The sequence below is a fragment of the Streptomyces sp. NPDC088194 genome, from assembly GCF_040702025.1.
Classification (GTDB): Bacteria; Actinomycetota; Actinomycetes; order Streptomycetales; family Streptomycetaceae; genus Actinacidiphila.
On the sequence record NZ_JBFBIV010000007.1, the window covers coordinates 122,051 to 139,843 of the forward strand.

17 protein-coding genes are annotated in these 17,793 nt (G+C 74.7%); 8 read left to right on the forward strand and 9 right to left on the reverse strand.

From position 1 onward, the window contains the following. The first annotated feature begins 42 nt into the window (after positions 1 to 42). The 3 genes from AB0399_RS05720 to AB0399_RS05730 all read left to right on the forward strand — a co-directional run bounded on the left by AB0399_RS05720 (position 43) and on the right by AB0399_RS05730 (position 4,187). Positions 43 to 1,512 (forward strand): GNAT family N-acetyltransferase, encoded by a 1,470-nt coding sequence (locus AB0399_RS05720; protein WP_366410340.1) that lies wholly within the window; start codon positions 43 to 45, stop codon positions 1,510 to 1,512. Positions 1,513 to 1,728: 216 nt separating this feature from the next. Continuing rightward, entirely contained in the window at positions 1,729 to 3,417 is a 1,689-nt protein-coding gene (locus AB0399_RS05725) for a DUF885 domain-containing protein (protein ID WP_366410341.1), read from the forward strand. Positions 3,418 to 3,662: 245 nt separating this feature from the next. Further along, positions 3,663 to 4,187 (forward strand): GNAT family protein, encoded by a 525-nt coding sequence (locus AB0399_RS05730; protein ID WP_329372986.1) that lies wholly within the window; start codon positions 3,663 to 3,665, stop codon positions 4,185 to 4,187. A 52-nt stretch (positions 4,188 to 4,239) separates the two neighbouring features. Here AB0399_RS05730 and AB0399_RS05735 read toward each other — a convergent pair whose 3' ends face one another. Next, a complete protein-coding gene (locus AB0399_RS05735; protein ID WP_366410342.1) occupies positions 4,240 to 4,758 on the reverse strand; it encodes a rhodanese-like domain-containing protein in 519 nt (172 codons plus the stop codon). Between the two features lie 94 nt (positions 4,759 to 4,852). On the opposite strand from AB0399_RS05735, the gene AB0399_RS05740 reads away from it, so the two are divergent. Further along, positions 4,853 to 5,299: an Lrp/AsnC family transcriptional regulator gene (locus AB0399_RS05740; RefSeq protein ID WP_366410343.1), complete on the forward strand. Its 447-nt coding sequence runs from the start codon at positions 4,853 to 4,855 to the stop codon at positions 5,297 to 5,299. A gap of 91 nt (positions 5,300 to 5,390) precedes the next feature. On the opposite strand, the gene AB0399_RS05745 is transcribed toward AB0399_RS05740, so the two are convergent. After that, positions 5,391 to 6,104 carry a TetR family transcriptional regulator gene (locus AB0399_RS05745; protein ID WP_366410344.1) on the reverse strand — a complete coding sequence of 238 codons (714 nt, stop codon included), beginning with the start codon at positions 6,102 to 6,104 and terminating at the stop codon, positions 5,391 to 5,393. Between the two features lie 148 nt (positions 6,105 to 6,252). Here AB0399_RS05745 and AB0399_RS05750 point away from each other — a divergent pair, with 148 nt between their 5' ends. After that, a complete protein-coding gene (locus AB0399_RS05750; RefSeq protein ID WP_366410345.1) occupies positions 6,253 to 7,140 on the forward strand; it encodes an SDR family NAD(P)-dependent oxidoreductase in 888 nt (295 codons plus the stop codon). Then, positions 7,137 to 7,880 (forward strand): SDR family NAD(P)-dependent oxidoreductase, encoded by a 744-nt coding sequence (locus AB0399_RS05755; RefSeq protein ID WP_366410346.1) that lies wholly within the window; start codon positions 7,137 to 7,139, stop codon positions 7,878 to 7,880. The genes AB0399_RS05750 and AB0399_RS05755 overlap by 4 nt, the downstream gene beginning before the upstream one ends. 233 nt (positions 7,881 to 8,113) lie before the next feature. Here AB0399_RS05755 and AB0399_RS05760 read toward each other — a convergent pair whose 3' ends face one another. From AB0399_RS05760 to AB0399_RS05770, 3 genes are all read right to left on the reverse strand, one after another. Continuing rightward, on the reverse strand, positions 8,114 to 11,413 hold the full coding sequence (locus AB0399_RS05760; protein ID WP_366410347.1) for an AAA family ATPase: 3,300 nt from the start codon (positions 11,411 to 11,413) through the stop codon (positions 8,114 to 8,116). Further along, entirely contained in the window at positions 11,413 to 12,576 is a 1,164-nt protein-coding gene (locus tag AB0399_RS05765) for an exonuclease SbcCD subunit D (RefSeq protein ID WP_366410348.1), read from the reverse strand. Before AB0399_RS05765 ends, AB0399_RS05760 begins: the two co-directional genes overlap by 1 nt. Before the next feature lie 159 nt (positions 12,577 to 12,735). Next, complete coding sequence (locus tag AB0399_RS05770; protein WP_366410349.1) at positions 12,736 to 13,365, reverse strand: YigZ family protein; 630 nt, start codon at positions 13,363 to 13,365, stop codon at positions 12,736 to 12,738. Positions 13,366 to 13,473: 108 nt separating this feature from the next. Between AB0399_RS05770 and AB0399_RS05775 the strand changes: the two genes are divergently transcribed. Continuing rightward, positions 13,474 to 13,878, forward strand: coding sequence for a CoA-binding protein (locus tag AB0399_RS05775; protein WP_329372970.1), 405 nt, complete (start codon positions 13,474 to 13,476; stop codon positions 13,876 to 13,878). A 45-nt stretch (positions 13,879 to 13,923) separates the two neighbouring features. Here the strand turns inward: AB0399_RS05775 and AB0399_RS05780 are convergent, their stop codons facing one another. Both AB0399_RS05780 and AB0399_RS05785 read right to left on the reverse strand, forming a co-directional pair. Next, complete coding sequence (locus tag AB0399_RS05780; protein ID WP_329372969.1) at positions 13,924 to 14,454, reverse strand: YbaK/EbsC family protein; 531 nt, start codon at positions 14,452 to 14,454, stop codon at positions 13,924 to 13,926. A 376-nt stretch (positions 14,455 to 14,830) separates the two neighbouring features. Then, on the reverse strand, positions 14,831 to 15,592 hold the full coding sequence (locus tag AB0399_RS05785; RefSeq protein WP_366410350.1) for an acyltransferase: 762 nt from the start codon (positions 15,590 to 15,592) through the stop codon (positions 14,831 to 14,833). 177 nt (positions 15,593 to 15,769) lie between these two features. Here AB0399_RS05785 and AB0399_RS05790 point away from each other — a divergent pair, with 177 nt between their 5' ends. Next, positions 15,770 to 16,282, forward strand: coding sequence for a gamma carbonic anhydrase family protein (locus tag AB0399_RS05790; RefSeq protein WP_329374554.1), 513 nt, complete (start codon positions 15,770 to 15,772; stop codon positions 16,280 to 16,282). 104 nt (positions 16,283 to 16,386) lie between these two features. Here AB0399_RS05790 and AB0399_RS05795 read toward each other — a convergent pair whose 3' ends face one another. Next, positions 16,387 to 17,043, reverse strand: a complete 657-nt coding sequence (locus AB0399_RS05795) for a DedA family protein (protein ID WP_328459993.1) — start codon at positions 17,041 to 17,043, stop codon at positions 16,387 to 16,389. A 287-nt stretch (positions 17,044 to 17,330) separates the two neighbouring features. Beyond that, on the reverse strand, positions 17,331 to 17,783 hold the full coding sequence (locus AB0399_RS05800) for a DUF4442 domain-containing protein (protein ID WP_328459995.1): 453 nt from the start codon (positions 17,781 to 17,783) through the stop codon (positions 17,331 to 17,333). Positions 17,784 to 17,793 lie beyond the last annotated feature (10 nt).

Consider the following 17,793-nt stretch of genomic DNA (forward strand, 5'->3'; position numbering starts at 1 on the left):
TGTGTTCGTGATCGCGCAACACGCGTTCGGCATGGTTGCCGTATGCCGCATCCGACCTCCTCTGCCTCCGCACGGCGCCGTCACAGGGGCCGTGAACTCGCTTTCGTGGCCGCGTTGTCGGCCGTGACTGCCGCCTCGGGCCCCGTGGCCGACATGGTGGGCGCCGACCCGGAGGGGAGAGCGCTGGCGATCGTCTCGGCGGGCGGGCTGCTGGTCGCCGCCGGTCTGGGCACGTGGTGGCGCGGCCGCGGCTCCGTACGGCTCGCGCCCGGCGCGCCCGCCCCGGCCGGCGCCTCCCCCGTCCCGGACACAGCGTCGGACCCTGCCTCGGACTCCGCCCCGGCCGCGACCACGCTGTGGCGGATGCGCACGACCGTACGCGACACCCCCGGCACGCTCGGCGCGGTGTGCACGGCCCTGGCCGGCCACCGGGTGGACATCGTCACCCTCCAGACACACCCGCTGGCCGACGGCACCGTGGACGAGTTCCTGCTGCGGGCGCCGGCCGCGCTCCCGGCGGCCGCCCTCGCCGCATCCGTCGCGGACGCCGGCGGCACCGACACCTGGCTGGAGCGGGCCGACGCCCACGACCTGGTGGACACGCCGACCCGGATGCTCACCCTGGCCACCCGCACCGCGCTGGACGCGGCCGAACTGCCGCTGGCGCTGCGCCAGCTCTTCGGCCGCTGCACGATCAGCTCGACGCCCGCCGGGCAGCTCGACGAGGACATCGACGCGAGCATCGACGCGCGCATCGGCTGGCAGGAAGGGCGCGAGGAGCCGGTGGAGCAGGACGGACGGACCGCGGCCGCCCGCTCCGGTGCGGACGCGCCGACGGTGATGCGGCTGCGCGACCCGTCCGGTGGCGTGATCACCGTGCGCCGCGAGCACCTGCCGTTCACGCCCACCGAATTCGCCCGGGCGCGCGCCCTGGTGGAGCTGGACGCCCGGCTCGGCGTGCGCGTGCCGCACCACCGCGACGTCCTCACCCTCCCCGCGGGCCAGGAGATCAGCCTGCGCCGGGCCCACCCCGAGGACCTGGACGCGGCGCTCGCGATGCACGAACGCTGCTCGCCCGGCACCCTCACCCAGCGCTACCACGGCCCCGTCGGCGACGCGGACCGCTATCTCACCCACCTGCTCAGCCCGCGCTTCGGCCAGTCGCTCGCGGTCGAGACCGCCGCCGGCCGGCTGGTCGCCCTCGGCCATCTGCTGTGGGACGGCGACGAGAGCGAGGTGGCGCTGCTCGTCGAGGACACCTGGCAGCGCCGCGGCATCGGCGCCGCGCTGCTGCGCAGGCTCGTCGAACTCGCCGCGCACGCGGGCCGCGAGAGCGTCTACGCGGTCACCCGCTCCACCAACACCGGGATGACCGCGGCGATGCGGGAGCTGGACCTGCCGCTGGACTACCAGGTCGAGGACGGCACCCTCGTGATCACCGCCACGCTGCCCGCCTCGCCCGACGGCACGCCCGCGCCGCTGCCCTGGACGGCGATCGACCGCCCGGTGTGACGGCGTACCGCGAGAGCGGACACCCGCGTACGAGGCGGCCGGTGGCCGCGGCGAGACCGTGCGCGCGCCAGGAGCCGCCGGGCGGCGGGGAGTCGGTGAATCCGACCTGCCGCCGGGCGGATCACCTGCCGCCATGAGCGGGCGAAGCGACGGCGCCCCGGCACCGCGCGATCAACCGAGGTGACGCCGCGCCACCCGTCATACGAAGATGGCCGCATGTCGACTCTCACCAGCAGCCCACTGCCCCGCCAGGTCGCCGACGCCTACGTCGACGACCTGGTCGCCCTCGACCCGTCCCTCGGTACGTACATCGGCGCGCCGGGCAGCGCCCGCCGGCTGCCCGACCACTCGCCCGCCGGCTCGCAGGCGCTGGCCGACCTGGCGCGGGAGACGCTGGCCCGGCTGGCCGAGGCCGAGGCGCGGCCCGGCGGCGACAGCCCGCAGGAGCGGCGCTGCGCGCGCCTGCTCCGGGACCGGCTCTCCGCCGACATCGAGATCCACGAGGCCGGTGAGCACCTGCGCGCGGTCAGCAACATCAACTCCCCGCTGCACTCCATCCGCGAGACCTTCACCTTGATGCCGACCGCGACGGCGGAGGACCACGCCGACCTCGCCGCGCGGCTGCGCGCGGTGCCCGCCTCGGTGGCCGGCTACCGCGCCTCGCTGGAGGAGGGGCTGGCCCGCGGCCTGCACGGCGGTCCCAAGCAGGTGGAGACCGTCATCGAGCAGCTCGGCACGTGGGTCGGCGACGGCGCGGCGGGAAGCTGGTTCGCCCAGCTCACCGCCGACAGCCCGGCCGAACTGCGGGCCGAGTCGGACGCCGCGGCGGGCGAGGCCACGGCCGCCTTCACGCAGATCCGCGACTGGCTGCGCGACACGTACGCGCCGGCCGTCCAGGGCGCCTCCGACACGGTGGGCCGCGAGCGCTACGCCCGCTGGTCCCGCTACTGGAACGGCGCCGACCTGGACCTGGAAGAGGCGTACGCGTACGGCTGGTCGGAGTTCCACCGGCTGATCGCCGAGATGCGCGCGGAGGCGGGCAAGATCCTGCCGGACACCGACCCGTGGCAGGTGATGCGCCACCTCGACACGCACGGCACCGTCATCGAGGGCGTGGAGGAGGTGCGCGAGTGGCTTCAGGGCCTGATGGACGAGGCGATCCGCGCGCTGGACGGCACCCACTTCGAACTCGCCGAGCGGGTCAAGCGGGTGGAGGCGCACATCGCCCCGCCCGGCGGCGCCTCGGCGCCCTACTACACCGCGCCCACCGAGGACTTCAGCCGCCCGGGCCGCACCTGGCTGCCGACGATGGGCCACACCCGCTTCCCGATCTACGACCTGGTCTCCACCTGGTACCACGAGGGCGTGCCGGGCCACCATCTCCAGCTGGCCCAGTGGGCGCACATCGCCGACAGCCTCTCCCGCTACCAGGCCACCATCGGCATCGTCAGCGCGAACGCCGAGGGCTGGGCGCTGTACGCGGAGCGGCTGATGGACGAACTCGGCTTCCTCACCGACCCGGAGCGGCGGCTGGGCTACCTCGACAAGCAGATGATGCGGGCGGTGCGGGTGATCATCGACATCGGCATGCACCTGGAGCTGGCCATCCCCGACGACTCGCCCTTCCACCCCGGCGGGCGCTGGACGCCGGAGCTCGGCCACGCCTTCTTCGCCGCCCACAACGGCAGCCCCGCGGAGATGATCGACAGCGAGGTGATCCGCTACCTCGGCATGCCCGCGCAGGCGATCGGCTACAAGATGGGCGAGCGCACCTGGCTGGCCGGACGGGCCGCCGCCCGGGCCGCCCGCGGCGACGCGTTCGACCTCAAGGCATGGCACATGGCCGCGCTTTCGCTCGGTTCGCTGGGCCTGGACGACCTCCTCGCGGAGCTGTCCGTGCTCTGAGCCCGTACGGCGGGGGCAGGTGCGGGCAGGTGCGGGCGGGTGCGGCGGTCCATGATCGGCGGGCCCGCCGCACCCGCCCCGCCGGGGTGCCGGCACAGTTGCGCGGGAGGCCCTGCCGGGGCGGGTGACCAGGGCGTAGGGTGCCTGGAGGGGGTCATCACGTTCCTCGCGCACACCTTCCGCGGTCCGTGTGCGCGGGTGCCGGCTCCCGCTTCCTTCCGTTGGCGACAAGGCGGTTCGGCCCGATGACTTTGCACGCTTCCCACGACGCCGGCAGCCTGGTGCTCACCCAGGGCCGGCTCATCCTGCGCGAGCAGCTTCCCGGGGAGGCCGCGCTGCTGGCCGACGGCAAGCCCGGCACGCTCACCTGGATCGACGGGGTGCCGGGCGAGGGCACGATGAGCGCGGCCTCGATGACGGTCGCCGCGGCGAGCGCGGGGGTCTACCGGCCCGGCTGGGGGCTGTTCGCGATCCAGCGCGCCGACGACCTGATCGCGGTCGGCGGTGTCGGCTTCCACGGCCCGCCGGACCGCGGCTCGGTCGAGATCGGCTACGACCTGTCGGAGTCCGGCCGGGGCCAGGGATGGGCCACGGACGCGGCCCGCGCCCTGTGCCAGTGGGCGCTCGGACAGCCGGACGTGGTGCTCGTGGTGGCCACCACCGAGCCCGGCAACCGGGCCTCGCAGGCGGTCCTGGAACGCATCGGGTTCGTCCGGGTCGCGAACCGCGGGGACCTGTGGGCGTACGAACTCAGGTTGATGCCGGTGTGACGGCGCTGGCGTGACGGCGCCAATGTGACGGGGCCGGTGCGGCCGGACGGGCTCAGCAGCCGCAGGCGCCGGCGGCCAAGGGCGCGGTGAGCGGATCGGCGTCGCGGCGGGCGGGGCCGGCGGCGGTCTCGTAGCCAAGGCCCTCGCGGGTCCAGTACTCCATGCCGCCGAGCATCTCCTTGACCTGGTAGCCGAGTCGGGCCAGCGCGAGCGCGGCGCGGGCGGCGCCGTTGCAGCCCGGGCCCCAGCAGTACACGACGACGGGCCGGGCCGGGTCGAGGAGGTCCGCGGCGAGCCGCGGGATCTGCGCGGTAGGCAGGTGCACGGCGCCGGGTACACGGCCCTGGTCCCATGCCTCGGTGCCGCGGGTGTCGACGAGGGTGAAGCCGGGGTCGCCGCCGGCGGTGAGCGCGGCGGCGACGTCGGAGACGTCCGTGTGGAAGGCGAGGCTCGCGGCGAAGTGGGCGGCGGCGTCCGCGGGCGCGGCCGGGGTCACACCCAGCACAGGACTTGCGGCGGGGGCGAGGGCAGGGGCGGTGGCGGGAGCGGTGGGGTCCGTGGTTGCGGTCATGCCGGGAAATCTACGGTCCGCGGCCTGCCCGCTGAAGGCGGATTCCCCGGCGCTCTCGTTGATCGGCCGGGCTTTCCCTGGTACTTCTGGGGGCATGGCCACGATTTCCCTGGACGCGACGGACTGGCGGCTGCTGGCGGCCCTGCAGCAGGACGGCCGGGCGACTTACGCGGAGCTGGCCCGTATCGTCTCGATGTCGCCGAGCGCGGTCACCGAGCGGGTGCGGCGGCTGGAGGAGGTCGGGGTGATCTCCGGGTACGCCGCGGTCGTCGACCCCGAGCGGGTCGGGCTGCCGGTGCTGGCGTTGGTCCGGCTGCGCTACCCGACCGGCAACTACAAGCCGTTCCACGACCTGCTCGACACCACCCCCGAGGTGCTGGAGGCGCACCACGTCACCGGCGACGACTGCTTCGTGATGAAGGTCGCGGCGCGGTCGATGCGTCACCTGGAGGAGGTGACCGGGCGGATCTCCGGGCTCGGCGCGATCACCACGAGCGTGGTGTACTCCTCGCCGCTGGCCCGCCGTCCACTGGTGCTGTGACGGCGCCGGGTCCGTGCGGGGCGGCGCGGCTCAACCCGTGGTGGGCTCATCTGTGTTCGGCTCACCCGTGGTCGGGTCCGAGGGGTTCGGCTCACCCGTGGTCGGGTCCGCCGGGTCCGGACGGGCGGAGGGCGTAGCCGGTGAGCAGGGCGGTCAGGATGTCGGTCAGCCTCGGTTCGACGTCGACGATGGAGTGGGACAGCTCGGGGTCGGTCTCGTAGAAGGCGCGCAGCCGGGTGCCGGGGGCGGCCATCTGCCACAGGGCTCCGGCCATCGAGGTGGCGGTCGTCACCACGCCGCGCGCCTGGTCCGCGTCGAGCGGTGCGAGGGCGCGGAGCCCGGCGCCGACGTTCTCGACCTCCGCCACGGCACGCGTCTTGAACGTCCGGACGGTGTCGGTGGAGACGTTGCGCTCCAGGTTGAGCGGGGTGTGGGCCAGCAGGTCGCAGAAGAGCGGGCGGGCCACCAGCGAACCGGCCAGCGTGCCGGCGATCGAGCGGGCCGTCTCGTCCCACTGCGGCGCGCCGGCGTCGGGACAGGGCGCGATGGCGTCGAGGAGGTCGCGCACCGCGGCCGACCAGTCGCGCCAGGCGGTGCCCGCCAGCCGCAGGAAGATGTCCTCGCGCGTCTCGAAGTAGCGGAGCATCGCGGACTTGTGCATGCCGACCTCGTCGGCGATGGCGGTCATGGTCACCTCCCTGACGCCCTTGAGCAGGGCGAGGCGCGACGCAGCGGCCAGGATCTCGGTCTCGCGGGCGGCCTTGGCCTCGGGGCTGCGCGCGCGCAGGAAGTCGGCTCTGGTCATGAATCCCTCCTCGTGGCCATGGCCCCATCGTAACGAAACCAGGTTTCAGTAATATCACACTTCCGAGACCGGGCGGCCTGGACGACGACCTCGGGAGAATTACCACAACCAAGTTGCACTAATAGCGCAACCGTGTTTCGGTAGAGGTATGGATACACACACCGACACCTGGTTCATCACCGGCTCCTCGCGCGGCTTCGGCCGTCAGCTCGCGCTCGCCGCGCTGGCCGCCGGCGACAATGTCGTCGCCACGGCCCGCAGGCCGGAGCAACTGGACGATCTCGTACGGCAGTACGGCGACCGCGTGCTGCCCGTCGCGCTCGACGTCACCGACCGGTCGGCCGCCGTGGCCGGCCTGCGGGCGGCGGTCGACCGGTTCGGCAGGGTCGACGTCGTCGTGAACAACGCCGGATACGCCAACACCTCGGCGGTCGAGACCACGCCCGAGGACGACTTCCGCCGTCAGTTCGACACCAACTTCTGGGGCGTCTACAACGTCTCCACCGCCGCGCTGCCGCTGCTGCGGGCGCAAGGAGGCGGCACGGTCGTGCAGTTCTCCTCCATCGGCGGCCGGGTCGGCAGCACGCCCGGCCTCGGGTCCTACCAGGCGGCCAAGTTCGCCGTGGACGGCTTCACCCGGGTGCTCGCGGCGGAGACCGCGCCGTTCGGCATCAGGTACCTCGTGGTGGAGCCCGGCGGGTTCGCGACCGACTGGGCCGGGGCCTCGATGCAGGTCCCGGACGTCCCACCGGAGTACGACGCGACCGTGGGCGAGATGGTGCGCCTGTTCAGCGGTCCCGTGGCCCAGCAGGGCGACCCCAAGCGCGCCGGCGAGCTCCTGGTCCGCGTCGTCAAGCACCCCACCCCGCCCTCCCACCTCGTCCTCGGCGCCACTGCCGTCCAGATGGCACAGGCCTACTCCCGCGGGCAGTTGGAGGAGGTCGCCACGTGGGAAGCGGCGAGCCGGTCGGCCGACTTCGACCAGGACCCGGTCGAACTGCCCGCCCCCGCCCAGGAGACGGAGAACCGGTCATGACGCGGTTCCCGGGCAAGGTCGCACTCGTCACCGGCGCCGGAACCGGCATGGGCGCGGCGACGGCACGGCTGCTCGCCGCCCGCGGCGCGGCCGTCACCCTCGTCGGCCGGCGCGCCGACAAGCTCGAGGACGTCGCCCGGCAGATCAAGGAGGACGGCGGACAGGCGCTCCCCGTCACCGGCGACGTCAGCGACGCCGAGGACGTCGAGCGCGCGGTCGCCCGGACCGTGGACTCGTTCGGCGCGCTGCACTACGCCGTCAACAACGCCGGGGTGACCGGCAATTTCACCCCCACCGCCGACATGCCCCTGGACGCCTGGCACAAGGTCGTCGCGATCAACCTGGACGGCCTCTTCTACGGCCTCAAGTACCAGATTCCGGCGATCCTCGACGCCGGCGGCGGCGCGATCGTCAACGTCTCCAGCGTGTTCGCCGACCGCGGCGGCCCGACCGTCGAGTACTCCGCCGCCAAGCACGCCATCCGTGGCCTGACCCGCACCGCGGCCCAGGAGTACGCGGCCCGGGGAGTACGCATCAACGAACTCCAGCCCGGCGTCATCGACACCGAGATGACCCAGGCCGACCCGGACGGCACCCAGCAGGTGGCCGAGCGCGGCATCCCCATGCGGCGCGTAGGGCGCGGCGAGGAGATCGCCACCGCCGTCGCCTTCCTGCTCTCCGACGACGCGTCCTACATCACCGGCGCCCACCTCGCGGTCGACGGCGGGTTCCTCGCGTAGCCCGCACCCGGCGCACCCCCAGGCGGCCCGCCCGCTCCGCGCGGCGGGCCGCCCGCCCAGGCCCGCGCCTCGGCACCGTCGCACGGCATCTCCTCCTCAACCGCCGGGACGGGCCGGATGAGGGAGGGGCCGGCTGACCGCACGGCCGGCCCGGTAGGCCACGCGACCAAGGCGGCCTGCCATCGCTGCCGTCGGCCCGCTGGGCGTTCACACGGGCGGCCCGGCGGCCCGGGTCAGCTCGCGGTGGTGCGCAGCCGGACGCTGGAGCCGTCGCGGTCCTTGACCACCCGGAGCTGGACGGGGATTCGGTGCCGCAGGTCGGCCACATGGCTGACGATGCCGACGGCCCGGTCCCGTTCGCGCAGCCCGTCCAGCACGTCCAGGACCTCGTCGAGGGTCTGCTCGTCGAGGCTGCCGAATCCCTCGTCGATGAAGAGGGTGTCCAGCCGCATGCCGCCCGCCTCGTCGGTGACGACGTCGGCCAGGCCCAGCGCCAGCGCCAGCGACGCGAAGAAGGTCTCGCCGCCGGAGAGCGTCGCGGTGTCCCGCTCGGTGCCGGTCCAGGCGTCCACCACCATCAGCCCGAGGCCGGACTTGGCCCGGTTGCCCGCGCGGGCGTCGCTGTGCGCGAGCGTGTAGCGGCCCGCCGACATCCGCTGGAGCCGTACGCCCGCGGCGGCGGCGACCTGCTCCAGCCGCGCCGCCAGGACGTAGGTCTCCAGCTCCATCCGGTACCGGTTCTCCGCCGAGTTGCCCGCCGCGAGGTCCGCCAACCGCTTGAGCCGGTCGAACTCCGCCCGGGCCGGGGCGAGTTCGCGGACCCGCGCGGTGACGATCCCGGTCAGCCGGTCGAGCTCCCGGCACCGGGTGGCGGCGGCGGACTCCGCGGACGAGGCGTCCCGCAGCCGGCTGTGTGCCTCGTCCGCGATCCGCTGCGCGCGCTCGGGGTCGGCGGCCGGCAGTGCCGCGGCCGCGGCCGGTTCGGGCGCCGCCAGGGCCGCCTCGATCGCGGCCTCCTCCCGCTGCCAGGCGGCCACATCCCGCTCGGTACGGGCCAGTTCGGCCGGCGCGAGGAGCGCCGAGGCGGCCTCCGCGGGCGACCCGAACCCGGCCGCGGCAGCGGCCTCGGCCACCGCGGACTGCGCCTCGGCCAGCCGCCGCTCGCCGTCGGCGCGCTCCCTCGCCGCGTCGACGGCCCGGTCCAGTACGGCGATCCGCGCGCTCAGCCGCGCGTGCCGGGCCCGTACGGTGGCGTGGCCGGCCCGGGCCTTGGCCAGCTCGGCGGTCAACCGCCGGTGCTGCTCGTCGAGTTCCTCGCGCCGGGAGGTGCGGGCCGCGGTGCGGCTGAGCGCCTCCTCGCGCTGCGCGGTCCGCCGGTCGCGCTCCTCCTCCGCGCGGGCGAGCGCGCGTCGCGCCTCCGCGAGGTCACCGGCAGCGCGCACCGCCGCGGCGTGCTCGGCCGCCGACTCCGCGTAGGCTGCGGCGAGTTCGGCGTACGGCGCGGCTCCGGCGGCGGCGTCGGCCGCGTCGAGTGCCGCACGCAGCCGGGCCGTTGCCTCGCCGGCCGCCGCATACGCCGAACGGCGCCGCTCGTAGGCCGCGTTCGCGGCGTCCTCGTCGGCCGAGGTGACCCGCGACCCCGCTTCGGGCCGCGCCGGGGCGGGGTGCTCCTGGGCGCCGCACACCCGGCAGGGCTCCCCGTCGACCAGGCTGTCGGCCAACTCGGCCGCGATACCGGCGATCCGCGCCTCCCGCGCGTCCTGCCACGCCTCGCGGGCCTCGGCGGCCCGGTCCCGTGCCTCGCGCGCGGCCTCCTCGGCAAGGGCCGACTCCCGTGCCAGCCGGTCCCGTTCGGATGCGGCGTCCCGGCGCACCCGCGCCGCCTCGACCCTCCCCGCCAGCCCTTCCGCCCGCGCGGCCGCCTCCGCCGCCGTCTCCACCCGCGCCTGGAGCCCGCCACGCTCCGCCGCCCAACGCTCCAGCCATGCCTGCGCCTCGCGCACGGCCCCCTCGTCCGCCCGCTCCTCCCGCGCCAGCACCTCCCGGCGCCGCCCGATCTCCTCCAAACGGGTCTCGGCCTCCCCCGCTCCGGCCAGCCCGCCCAGCTCCTCCCGCAACTCCCCCACCCTGCGGGTCATGACCTCGACCGAAAGCCGTGCGCCCGCCGGCGCGGCCTGGGCGCCAAGCGTCCCGCCAGGCCGCTGCTCCCCCACGCCGCCGCCGTGCCGGACCGGCTCGGACCTGAACCCCTCATCAGCGGCCGATGTCCGCCCACTTGTCCCCGAGCTGCCTCGCGCCCCCGCACCGACCCGATCGACGCCCGGCCCCGACTCCCCCGGGCCACCGGGCCGAACGGGCGCGGCACCGCCCCGCTGGGCCGGAAAGGCGTCCGAGCCGCCGGCCCGGGGCAGCTCAGCGTCCGGCTCCGCCGACGAGGCGTCCACGGGCCCGGCCAGGAGCTCACCCGCGGCGGCGAGTTCGGCGGCGGCCACGCGTTCCGCCGCGAGGGCCTCGTCGTACTGGGCGGCGGCCTTGTCGTGGAGCCCGAGTGCGGGGTCGACGGTGAGGGCGCGCCGGGCGCGGTCGAGGCGGCCGCGGACAGCGGTGCGGACCGGCCGCTGACTGGCGGCGGCCGACGCGTTGTCGAGGGCTTCCCGGTGGCGGCGTTGCAGGGCGGCCAACTCACGTGCCGCGGTGGCCGCTTCGGCGGCGGAGCGGTGCGCGTCCTCGCTGAGGAGTACGGCCGTGCGCGCGATGGCGTGCCGCTCGCGGGCGTCGCACCGCGCGAGGGCGGCGTCGGTCAACACCCCCGCGTCGAGATCGGGTTCGGAGCCGAGGTCCGCACCGGGCCCGGGTTCGGCGTCGCCGTACCCCGCCGCCTGCCGCATCCGCGCGGCGAGTTCCCGCAGTCCGTCGTCGCCGGCGGCGAGCCGCCGGTCCGCTTCGTTCCTGCGGTCGCGCAGCCACTGCTCGACCGCCTTGAACCGGCGGGTGTCGAAGAGCCGTCCGAGCAGCGCGGCCCGCTCCACCGCGCCCGCCCGCAGGAACGTCGCGAACTCGCCCTGCGGCAGCAGCACCACCTGGCAGAACTGCTCGCAGCTCATCCCGACGAGTTGGCGCACCTCCTCGCCGATCTCCTGGTGCGACTTGGAGACGCCCTGCCACGCGCCGCCGATGTGCTCGCGCAGCAGCGTGACCGCCTTGTCGACGGTGGTGCCGGTGCCGCGCTTCTTCGCCCGCGCCTGCTCCGGTCGCCGGGTGATCTCCAACCGGCGTTCGCCGAGCGTGAGTTCGAGCACCACCTCGGTCGCGGTGCCGGAAGCGGCGTGGTCGCTGCGCAGCCGGTTCGCGGGCCGGGCACCAGGCACCTGCCCGTACAGCGCGTAGCAGACGGCGTCCAGGACGGAGGTCTTGCCCGCGCCGGTGGGGCCGTGCAGCAGGAACAGCCCGGCGGCGGACAGTTCGTCGAAGTCGACCCGCTGGGTGCCGGCGAAGGGGCCGAACGCGGTCAGTTCGAGGCGGTGCAGGCGCATCAGTCGCGCTCCGTCTGTACGGCGTCGGCCCGTACCGCGTCGAACGCGGCCCGCAGCACGCCGCGTTCGGCCCGGTCGGGGGCGGTGCCGCGGACATGTGCGACGAAGTCCTGGGCGATCTGCTGGTCGGTGCGCCCGCGCAGCCTGCGGGCGTAGGAGGCGAGCGGGTCTTCGGTGTCGCGGTCGGGGTCGAAGGCGAGCGCGAGGATGTGCGGGAAGCGCTTGGCGAGCGCGGCCATCGGCTCGTGCGGGCGGTACGCGTCGGTGAGGGTGGCCTCGACCCAGGACCCGGTGTGCGGTTCGAGCGCGGGGTCCGCGAGCAGGTCGTCCAGGCGGCCGCGCAGGCGGGCGAGCGGGCGCGGCACCGGAGTGTCGAGGCGCCGCGCGGTGACGGCGCCGTCGGGATCGAGGTCGACCAGCCACATGCTCTTGCGGTGGTGCTGCTCGGAGAAGGAGTAGGCGAGCGGCGAACCGGAGTACCGCACGCGGTCGTTGATCGTCTGGCAGCCGTGCAGGTGGCCGAGGGCGACGTAGTGCGCGCCGTCGAACAGCTCGGCGGGCACCGCCTCGACGCCGCCGGCGGTGATGTCGCGCTCGCTGTCGCAGGGGGCGGCGCCGGTGACGAAGGCGTGCGCGACGACGACGGCGCGGGTGCCGGCCGGGCGGGTGGCGAGGTCGGCCCGCACCCGGTCCATGGCGGCGCCGAGCACCGCGGTGTGGTCGGCCCGCTCGGCGCCGAACTCGGCACGGACCAGGGCGGGTTCGAGGTAGGGCAGGCCGTAGACCGCCACGTCGCCGTGTGGCGGGTCGGGCAGCAGCACCGGGTGGTGGCAGGTCGCGGGGTCGGTGCGCAGGTGGACGCCGGCGCGGTCGATCAGCCCGGCGCCGACGCCGAGACGCCGGGCCGAGTCGTGGTTGCCCGAGGTCAGTACCGTCGGCACGCCCAGGTCGGCGAGGGCGTGCAGGGCCTCGTCGTACAGCTCGATCGCGGCCAGCGGCGGCACGGCCCGGTCGTAGACGTCACCGGCCACGATCACGGCGTCGACCTGCTCGGCGCGCGCGGTGGCCACCAGGTGGTCGAGGAAGGTCCGCTGAGCGTCGAGCATGCTCACCCGGTGGAAGGACCGGCCGAGGTGCCAGTCCGAGGTGTGCAGGAATCTCACGCCACCGCTCCGAACCGCACCCGTCCCCCTCACCGTCCCGGGCGTCCGCCCGCAGACCAGCACCGTACTACCGATCACTCCCGCCCCCGGACGGCACACCCCGAACGGCCCGGATCGCGCCGCGCCGACGCTTCGCCCCGCCTGCTTCCGCCCCTCCGGTCAGCGGACGTCCACGTAGGCGCTGCCCTCGGTGGCGCAGGTGGCGGTGCCGGACGTGGCGTCGGCCAGCCAGGAGCGGAAGGCGGCGACGTCGGGTTCGGGGACGCCGAGGTGGAAGGTGACGGCGGCGCCGTAGACGACCTCGCGCACCGCGTGGCCGGCGGCGCGCAGCTCGTTCTCCAGCCGCCCGGCACGCTGGTGGTCGGCGGTGACGGTGAGCAGCGCGAGCAGGCGCCGTTCGACGGTGCCGGTCGCGTCCAGCGCCGCGGAGACCGCGCCGCCGTACGCCCGGGCCAGGCCGCCGGCGCCGAGCTGGACGCCGCCGTAGTAGCGGGTCACGACCGCGACGGTGTCGCGGACCTCGCGGCCGAGCAGCACCTGGAGCATCGGGGTGCCCGCGGTGCCGCCGGGCTCTCCGTCGTCGCTCGCCCGGTGCAGGCGGCCGTCGGGGCCGATGACGTACGCGAAGCAGTTGTGCGTGGCGCCCGGGTGCTCCTTGCGGACGGCCCGGACGAACTCCTCGGCGGCCTCCTGGCTGCCGGCCGGGGCCAGCGCGCAGCGGAACCGCGAGCGTTTGATCTCACTTTCGTACACGCCCGGGCGCGCCACCGTCAGATACCGATCTACCACCCGTTCAGCCTAGTGCGGGGGGAATCATGGCGCCGGGTGGGGCGTTGATCTGGCAGAACGCGCGGGGAAGCGTGCGGGCGGGCTGAGGCGAGGGGTTGGTGAGCGGGGATGTACGGGGACGCGGAGACGGTGCGGAAGATCCTGACCGACAGCGGTGACACCTGGGCGGTGGTCGGGCTGTCGAACAACACGTCGCGCGCGGCGTACGGCGTGGCGGCGGTGCTGCAGCGGTTCGGCAAGCGGGTGGTGCCGGTGCATCCGAAGGCCGAGACGGTGCACGGCGAGCAGGGGTACGCCAAGCTGGCGGACATCCCCTTCCCCGTCGACGTGGTGGACGTCTTCGTGCACTCCGCGTGGGCCGGTGCGGTGGCCGACGAGGCGGTGGCGGTCGGCGCGAAGGCGGTCTGGTTCCAGCTCGACGTGATCGACGAGAAGGCGTACGAACGGGTGCGGGCCGCGGGCCTCGACATGGTCATGGACCGATGCCCGGCGATCGAGATACCGCAGTTGTGACAGGCCCTCGGTGAGAGGACCTGAGACCGCGACCCCTGGCCCGGTTCAGCCGCCCAGGCCGTCGAGCACCACCGCGCCGGGCAGCGACGCCAGCACCTTGCCGGGCACGATGAGCTTGCCGCGCCTGGCCCCGCTGCCGATCACCAGATAGGGCGCCTCCGCGACGGCGGAGTCGATCAGCAGCGGCCAGTGCGCGGGCAGCCCGACCGGGGTGATCCCGCCGTACTCCATGCCCGTCTCGCTCACGGCGGTGTCCATCGGGGCGAAGGACGCCTTGCGGGCGCCAAGGTGGCGGCGGACCGTGCCGTTGACATCGACCCTGGTGGTGGAGAGCACCACGCACGCGGCCAGCGTCAGCTCGGTGCCGCGCTTGCCCGCGACCACCACGCAGTTGGCGGACTGGTCCAGCAGGTCCTGTCCATAGGCGGCGACGAAGTCCGCGGTGTCGGCCTTGTCGGGGTCGGTGTCCACGTGCACCATCTCCGCGGTCACCGCCGCGGCGACCGGCGGGGGCAGCAACTCCCGTCGCTCCGTGGCGGGGTGGGCGTCCTCGAATGAGCCGATCGGTGCGCGCATACGGGCAATCTAGCAAGGTCCGCGCGACGGTCGTGGGCGCGTGTTCACGGGCGGAGGGCGGGCGGTAGCGGCGGGCGGTGGGGTCGGCCACGGCTCGGGCGGTGCGCAACGGGCCTCGGGCGGTGCGGTCGCCGATGGGCGGGCCGCGGGCGTTGCGAGCGGGCAGACCGTGGGCGGCGGCAAGCGGTGCCGTCGGCCATGGGCAGGCGGCGGGCGGCAGCGTCGGCTACCGGCTACCGGCGGGCAACGGGTGGCGGTGCGTTCCGATGTGTCGGGTCCAGTGGGTGCGTGGGCAGGCGGTCAGGCGCGGGCGAGGGCTCGGGGGCCGGCCGGCCGCTGGGCGACGGTACGTGCCGGCCGGTCGCCGAGCTGACGTTCAGGTACCGGCGGGGGCTTCGAGGCCGGGGAGGTCGAGGCGTTGCTCGGGCGGCACCCCGTCCGGGAGCGGTGACGGTGCGGGGGTGCGCAAGGGCGGTTGCCAGCCCGTGTCGGGTGCCCAGCGCCGGACGATCCTGGCCGGGGCGCCTGCCACCACCGCGTGGTCGGGGATCTCGCCGCGGACGACGGAGCCGGCGGCCACGACGACGTTGCGGCCGAGCCGGGCGCCGGGCAGCACCACGCTGTCCACGCCGAGCCAGCTGCCGGAGCCGATCTCGACCGGCGCGGAGCTGGGCCACTGCTCGCCGATCGCCTGGTCGGGGTCGTGGTAGGAGTGGTTGGTGCTGGTCACGTAGACGTTGGGGCCGCAGTAGACCTTGTCGCCGATGACGATCGGGGCCATCGCGACGATGTGGCTGTCACGGCCGATGACGACACCGTCGCCGATGCGGATGACCGGGTCCGGGCCGTAGTCGATGTCGGCGGGGGCCAGGCCGACGGTGAGGGTGACCTGCTCGCCGATGATGCAGCACGCGCCGAGGTGAATCCAGGGTTCGCCGAAGACGGTGCCCTGCGGAAAGGCGAGCCGGGTGCCCCAGCCGATCCGGCCGAAGCGCAGCAGCCCGGGGCGCTCCGCGGTGACCGCGCCCGCGTTCTGCACGCGGTGCCAGGCACGGTGCACCAGCCGTGTGGTGGCGCGCCGGCGCCAGGCGGCGGCACCGGACAGCAGGGAGAAGAACACGTTCTCGTTCTCGGGCACACGGCCACCGTATACGGTGCCGCTGGACAGTGGTGGAGCGGCGCGGGATCGGACGGAGCGGGGATGAGCGAGACGGTGGAGCAGGCGGGCGCGGCGGATTCAGGCGGTGCGGCGGGCGGTAAGGGTGGAACGGCCGGCGGGCCGGGCGAGGGCGGGCCGGCCGGCGGTGCCGGAGCGCTGGTCGCGGGCGTTCTCGGCCGGGAGCCGCGGCTGGACCCGACCGCGTACACCGCGCCGACCTCGGTGGTGCTGGGCGATGTGACGCTGGGCGCGCGGGCGAGCATCTGGTACCACGCGGTGCTGCGTGGCGACGCCGAGGAGATCCGGATCGGCGCCGGCTCCAACATCCAGGACAACTGCACGGTGCACGCCGATCCCGGCTTCCCGGCGGTCGTCGGCGAGGGGGTCACGGTGGGGCACAACGCGGTGCTGCACGGGTGCGTGGTCGAGGACGGCGTACTGGTGGGGATGGGCGCGACAGTGCTCAACGGGGCGCGGATCGGCACGGGTTCGCTGGTGGCGGCTGCCGCTCTGGTACCGCAGGGCATGCAGGTGCCGCCGCACTCGCTGGTGGCCGGGGTGCCCGCGAGGGTCAAGCGGGAGCTGACCGGGGAGGAGCAGGAGGCGCTGCGGATGAGCGCGGAGCACTATGTGGCGCTCGCCGAGGCGCATCGCGAGGCCCTGGGCTGAGCGGCGCCCCCGGACGCGGGTCCCGGTCGGGTCCCGGTCGGAGCCGCTCGGCTCCCGGTCGGGACCCGGCGCTCCCCGTATGGCGCCGCCCACCGCGCAGGCGGCTACTCGCCGGACTGGGCGACGGCGACCTCGCGTTCGGTGTCCGTCTCCTGCTCGGCGTGCGCCTTGGCGGCGCGGCGCCGGACGTAGAGGAAGGAGCCGATGCCGAAGAGGACCGCGATGCCGAGGCCGACGTAGCCGAAGCGGGTGAGCCAGGGCTCCGCGACCACGCCGACGTAGTAGATGATCGCGGTGATGCCGCCGGCCCAGACGATGCCGCCGAGGGCGTTGGCGATGAGGAACTTGTGGTACGGCATCTTCAGGACGCCGGCGAGCGGCCCGGCGAAGATCCGCAGCAGGGCCACGAAACGGCCGAAGAAGACCGCCCACATACCCCAGCGGTGGAAGGAGCGTTCGGCGGTGGCGATGTTGGCCGGCGAGAAATGGCTCGGGAAGCGGCGGCCGAGCCAGTCCAGCAGCGGTCTGCCGCCCTTGTGCCCGATGGCGTAGCCGATGGAGTCGCCGACGACCGCGCCGAAGATCGCGCAGGCGCCGACCACCCAGGGGCTGACGTGGCCCTGCGAGGACAGCAGCGCCGCCGTCATCAGTACGATCTCGCCGGGCAGCGGGATGCCGAGGCTCTCCACCCCCACCACGAGACCGACCATCAGATAGACGGCGATCGGCGGAATGCCGTCCAGCCAGTCCTGCACGTGCACAGCAGGTCCCTCCCCGGGGTGACGGTCGAACGCGCGCCCGCAGCGCGCTCCTGTGAAGCGTAACCGACCGAAAGGACATGCTGTCCGCTCAGCGGTGTGCCCCCGGCCACCGATCACCGGCCGCTCGGCCCCGCCGGCCCCGCCCCCGGGCCACCGAACACCCGTGCTCCGCACCGCCGGCCCCGTGGCCGAACCCGTACTCCGACCCCCGGACCCGTGGACGTACTCCTCGGCGAACCGCCTCCGCCGGGCCCGGGCCACCCCACCGGCCCCCGGGCCGGCGGCTCTCAGCGGTTGGGGCGCAGGGTCCAGATGACGGTCATCCGGCCGGTCTCGGCGCCGTCCTCGCGGGTGAGCACGACCTCGACCGGGAACTCGGGGCGCTGTCCGGCGTCGAGTTCGGCGACGACCTCGGCGGCGGGCCGGCCGAGCGTGGCGGTCGCGCGCACCTCGCCCCGGGCGATCTTGGCGTAGGTGACCTCGACCCGCACCGGGAGCGGGACGGCGCGGCCGAGTTGGTCGCCGAACGCGCCGATCACGACGGCGCCGGACGCGGACTCGCCGACGGTGAACATCGCGCCCGCGTGCGGCCCGCCGACGTGGTTGCGGTAGTCGGGGTGGTCGGGCAGCGACACGACGGCGCGCTCGGCCGTGGTCTCGATGTACCGGAGGTCCAGGGTGCGGACCATCGGCACGGTGGACGTGAGGAGTTCGCCTATGTTGGGCAACGTGTCGGACATGGACCGATGT